Origin of the sequence: Citrobacter sp. Cf132 (assembly GCF_030333885.1) — a bacterium.
GTDB lineage: Bacteria > Pseudomonadota > Gammaproteobacteria > Enterobacterales > Enterobacteriaceae > Citrobacter > Citrobacter freundii.
The window spans coordinates 1-5,163 of sequence record NZ_JAOWFA010000068.1; the positions used below are offsets into that span (position 1 = coordinate 1).

Here is a 5,163-nt window from a genome sequence, read left to right on the forward strand (position 1 = left end):
GCTTAGCGTGCTTTATTTTCCGTTTTCTGAGACGACCCCAACTGGCAGCCTGGCTGGGGCTGACGCCATCACAATACAGCAGCGGGGGAAAGTCGAAACTCGGCAGGATCACAAAAGCCGGTGATTCGTATCTGCGAACGCTTCTGGTTCAGGGGGCTCGTTCAGTGCTTATTGGCGCCGGGAAAAGGACTGACTCATTCAGCCGTTGGGTTTGTATGTTGGTTGAGCGCAGAGGGTACTGGCGGGCTGTTGTGGCCATCGCCGCCAAAAATGCGCGGCTGTGTTGGGCATCACTACATTACGGTGATGATTTCCGGCTGTACTCAGTCAACTAAAGCTCGAAGCTGTATAACCATCTGACCTGCAATTCGTTGATGATAAAGGGTTAGACCCCGTGAGGCCTATCTGGCTATTGTACAGGATATACGTATCCGCTTAACGAACAAGAACCTCACGCGCGTCTTTCATCAGGGCCCGAATCGATGACGATTCATCATGGCCGTTTATAGTACCGCAGTCTCTCCCCTTTATTTTTACTGAAGAGCAGACAGAAACCATAAATACCGGCGTTGACTGTTCGGGGAAGCCCTTATAGTAGGATAATTTCCTTTTTCCAAGCGGACCCGCTGAAGGCGCTCCAGCAGACAAAGCGAGTAACCGGCACGCTGTATCCGGCCCTCCGCATCGTATACCAGGCGTTTCCAGGGGCCGGTAATAATATGTTCAGGCGCATCGTCCAGGATGCGCTTTTTCGAGCCGTTCAGTTCGGTCAGATAATGAATGGCGGACAGCGTATGTTCTCCGGCTGGCGCTGCCTGGAAATGCAGGTCGCGCAATACCGCCGGAAGAAAACGCTTTACCCGCCCGTACTGTTCCACCATTTCGTCATGGAAATTGTTGTTCTGAGGCCGGGCCAGCTCATTTACCTTGCTGACGGATTCTGCCAGCCTACTTTTCGGTATGCTGCTGAATATGGTCTCCCTCAGTTCAGCATCGTCAGCCTGCTCAGCTAGCAACAATGAACATGCCTGCGCCAGCAGTAGCGCAGCACGGTCAAGATCTTTCAGCGTCCTGAGCCGTTTTTTCTGCCCCGTTTTCTTCGCCGCACGAGTGATATCCAGTATAAGCATATCGAGCACATCAACGGCTTCATCCAGCGCCGCAGTCTCCTGTGCTTTAACGAATGCGGTGAGTACGGCCAGCTTTCTCTGCTGTGGCATTCGCGCGATATATTTTACCGACGCCATGCCTGCGTAACGGGCCAGATTACGTAGTTGTATAGCGGGCAGACCGGTAAAACTCAGTCGGGAAAACTCCAGGTTTCGCAGCCGGATATACCGATCCAGCGCTTCGGTAAATGCCGGACCGCTGACGGTGACAGGTCCCTTTTTCAGTTGCTCCAGCGGTGAAATTCGCTGCCCCTCAGGAATGTCCAGCAGCTCAGTCACGCGGGCGGTCTGCCAGCTGTCCGGCAACGCGGCCAGTTTCTTCCAAAGTTGCTGATTTGCCCGTTCACGTATTTCACTGACGAGACGTACAAGTGTGGTTGCTCCGGGCAGCAGGACCTTATTCTGAAGCAACCAGGCGGTGGCAAAATCAAACATCAGGCCGGGTCGCTCATTACTGAGCCATGCACGGGTGTATAGCAGGCGCTTCAGGCGGAAAGACCAGGGGAAATCGCCAAATTCATGGTAACCGTAATATTCCTTAATCAGCGCAGTATGCTCTCTGAGGGTGGTATCCCGTTCTGCGTAGCGGGAAAGGACTTCCGGACGGCGGATATTAAGCTGCACCGCGACAAATTGCTGAACACCCGGCAGAACCCGGGTTAAATCTGTCAGAAAGGTGCCCAGAAAACGGGCGGTGGTGAGCTGAAGCGCAATTCCCAGCCGGTTATGCCTTCCCCGTCGCTGGTTAATGAAGGCAAGATCTCGCTCATCAAGATGAAAATAGCGCGCCAGCTGCACGTCATTGGGTTCTGCAACATAGCGACCATAATTCAGTTCCTGCTCAGTGGTCAGAAAATCGACGGGCATATAGGCCTTCCTGCCTGACGGTTATATATTAACAATTTCGCAACCGTCCGAAATGTTATAATTTATAAGACAGCATAAAACGGCAGGCATGGACTGTCTATTAAATCGTATTTTTGCCATAATAGACACAAGGTGTCTGATATTCGATTTAAGGTACATTTTTATGCGACTTTTTGGTTACGCACGGGTCTCAACCAGTCAGCAGTCCCTAGATATTCAAATTAGAGCACTTAAGAACGCGGGGGTAAAAGCCAACCGTATTTTTACGGACAAGGCATCGGGAAGTTCAGCTGCCAGGGAAGGACTTGAGCTGTTGCGCATGAAGGTGGAAGATGGAGATGTCATTCTGGTGAAGAAGCTAGACCGTCTTGGTCGTGACACTGCCGATATGATTCAACTAATAAAAGAATTCGATGCCTTGGGTGTGGCAGTCCGATTCATTGATGATGGGATCAGTACCGATGGAGAAATGGGGAAGATGATCGTCACAATTCTATCAGCAGTGGCACAAGCAGAACGTACTCGCATCTTTGAACGAACAAATGAAGGAAGAATTGAGGCCAAGTCTAAAGGAATTAAATTTGGCAGAAAACGGAAAATAGACAGGAATAAAATAAAATTTATGCATGATAAAGGAACTGGAGCAACTGAAATAGCTAAGCATATGGGTATTGCGCGTTCAACCGTATATAAAATTATCAATTCAGAACGTTCACCAATCAATGATTGATTATCTTACAACTGACAAGGTGGAATTGTGAGAACATTTGTTATAATTTGGACGATAGCTTTCATTGCGGTAATTGCTGTAATGTGTACAGTGGATCTTTCATCATATGTACCTTCAATTTACACCGTATTTAATAAAAACAAACCTTTAGTAACTGGTATTATATATATACTACTAATATCTATTTTTATATGGCTAATTGTAGCGTTATATCTTTTAAAAAAATACTCATTTAAAGTAGAGAAATTAAGTTTAGGCGGCGTTAATGTTCTGTTCAATGAAAGTGGTACGTTATATCGCAAAAGTATAAAAAATCATCTGGATTCAAAAAGAGCTATCTTTAAGTTGAAGAAAAATGTGGACGCATTCGATGAAGTTATCTCATCATATTATCAGACATATCAATTTATTAGAGATGAAATGAAACTATTGAATCCAAAAAAAGACAATGAGTTATATAATATTAGCAATGATATGTTAATGGTGTTAAATAAATTTTTAACTAAAAATCAAAATAATTATAAAAGATGGTATAAATATATATCAGATAAGGATGAAGTTATTGATGTTATAACTAATACACCATTAAAAGTTCACCTGACGCCTATAAATAAAATACAAAAGCAATACTATAACTACAGTAAAATATGTAACGATTTTAAAGTAGTAAATGATTTTTTCACATCACGGGTTCAACAAACATTTAACGTGAACACCACCAAATGGGATTGGTAACAAGTAAAGGGGAGTATCATACTCCCCTTTACTGTTTCTGCTAGCCATTACGCATTCTCATTGGGGTAGAAAAAACGTATTCGCACTTATCTTTATCTTGATATGTTAACTCAATCATTTTTCTAAGGTTTTCTGGGTTATTGTGTATCTGATCCCAGTTGACTATTGATATATATGACTTTTCACTCATCAAGTTATCGATAACTCTTTCAGGCATATATGGATATATTTCTTTATATGTTGTTCTGTCGTTGATTGTTATCCACTCGGTTATATTAGGATGAAATTCATTTTTTTCATTTTCACCATGACTGGCTCTAATGTTGTTTGTCCCTGTTGAAGGAAGATTTATAATAAAAATACCTGATTTGCCGTTTCTGGGACTATCCCTCATGGATGAATATAATTCCCAATCAACATGCTTTCTATTTTTAGTCTCAGTCCCAACGAGTAAAATAAGAACGGATGTATCACGTAAATATTCATCCCTTATTATTTCTCTGATCTTTTGAGGTTCTTCTTCTTCATCAATGTCACCAAGTGATACCGAGCGATTCACAAAAATATCAAAAACATCATTCATTTTTTCAAGTTCGTTTTTGTACCATTGGTCATTAGCATGGTGGTAACTGATGAAAACTTTGTGCTTGGTCACGCTTTTTCCTCATTTATTCTCTGGTTTACGGATTTTACATCTTCATCCATACCGAGTAAAAGTCTTATAATTTATTTTTTCACACTAAGAGATACTCTCAACCACTGGATACAGTATAATCAGGAAGTGGCTACATTCTTCCAATTCAAATGAAGAGAGCAGACTTACATGCAATTCATCCATAATGATCTTGGTCAAAGAAAAAGAGGGGAGATTGTTGAAATCACCCTTACCAGTGGTGCAAATGTTAGACTAATGGATAGTTCTAACTTCAGTAGTTATAAGAATGGCCGACGACATTCCTACATTGGTGGGTTAGCAAAGCGCTCCCCCATAAGGTTACAGATCCCTTCATCAGGCCATTGGCATATTGCTGTAGATATGCAGGGATTAAGGGGGAGTACCAGGGCTTCTGTTCGCGTTCTTCCAGGGGTTCTTCCTGAAATTCAGGATAGGCCGTTAAGCGAAGTTCCTAGTCTGGTAAGAGATAACAGACCACCGTCAACAGCACAGAGCAACGAGATACATGACGTATTTATTTCGCATGCCTCAGAGGATAAAGATGATTTTGTTCGCTCTCTGGCAAACTCATTAATCAGTCACGGCCTTAATGTATGGTATGACGAAATGACGTTAAGAATTGGTGACAGCCTGAGACAAAAAATAGACAAAGGTTTAGCAAACAGTCGTGTTGGGTTAGTAGTTTTGTCTCCGGCGTTTATAAGCAAAGGTTGGACAAATTATGAACTTGATGGAATCGTCACTCGTGCTATTTCTGGTGAGCAAATATTGCTTCCCATATGGCATAATATTACAAAACAAGAAGTTGTCGATTTTAGTCCATCATTAGCAGACAAAGTTGCTCGTAGTACTGCAACTCATACAATCGATGAAATTGCTCATGAGATAGCCGAGCTACTGCATTCTCGGTGATGCTGCCAACTTACTGATTTAGTGTATGATGGTGTTTTTGAGGTGCTCCAGTGGCTTCTGTTTCTATCAGCTGT

5 protein-coding genes and 1 pseudogene are annotated in these 5,163 nt (G+C 43.1%); 4 read left to right on the forward strand and 2 right to left on the reverse strand.

Annotated elements, in window-relative coordinates:
* Positions 1-335, forward strand: a 335-nt coding sequence (locus tag OGV85_RS18905) for a transposase (protein ID WP_286553783.1), incomplete at its 5' end; no start/stop codon positions are given.
* 291 nt (positions 336-626) lie between these two features.
* On the opposite strand, the pseudogene OGV85_RS18910 reads toward OGV85_RS18905, so the two are convergent.
* Positions 627-2,036, reverse strand: a pseudogene (locus OGV85_RS18910) (DUF4158 domain-containing protein); the annotation flags it as partial.
* A 163-nt stretch (positions 2,037-2,199) separates the two neighbouring features.
* Between OGV85_RS18910 and OGV85_RS18915 the strand changes: the two are divergent.
* Positions 2,200-2,766, forward strand: a complete 567-nt coding sequence (locus OGV85_RS18915) for a recombinase family protein (protein WP_004098835.1) — start codon at positions 2,200-2,202, stop codon at positions 2,764-2,766.
* Between the two features lie 27 nt (positions 2,767-2,793).
* The gene (locus OGV85_RS18920; RefSeq protein ID WP_032640598.1) at positions 2,794-3,501 is read left to right on the forward strand and encodes a hypothetical protein; all 708 of its coding nucleotides are present in this window, start codon (positions 2,794-2,796) and stop codon (positions 3,499-3,501) included.
* 40 nt (positions 3,502-3,541) lie between these two features.
* Here the strand turns inward: OGV85_RS18920 and OGV85_RS18925 are convergent, their stop codons facing one another.
* Positions 3,542-4,156 (reverse strand): TIR domain-containing protein, encoded by a 615-nt coding sequence (locus OGV85_RS18925; protein ID WP_032640595.1) that lies wholly within the window; start codon positions 4,154-4,156, stop codon positions 3,542-3,544.
* A gap of 168 nt (positions 4,157-4,324) precedes the next feature.
* On the opposite strand from OGV85_RS18925, the gene OGV85_RS18930 reads away from it, so the two are divergent.
* Entirely contained in the window at positions 4,325-5,089 is a 765-nt protein-coding gene (locus tag OGV85_RS18930) for a DUF1883 domain-containing protein (RefSeq protein WP_286553845.1), read from the forward strand.
* Positions 5,090-5,163: the final 74 nt, after the last annotated feature.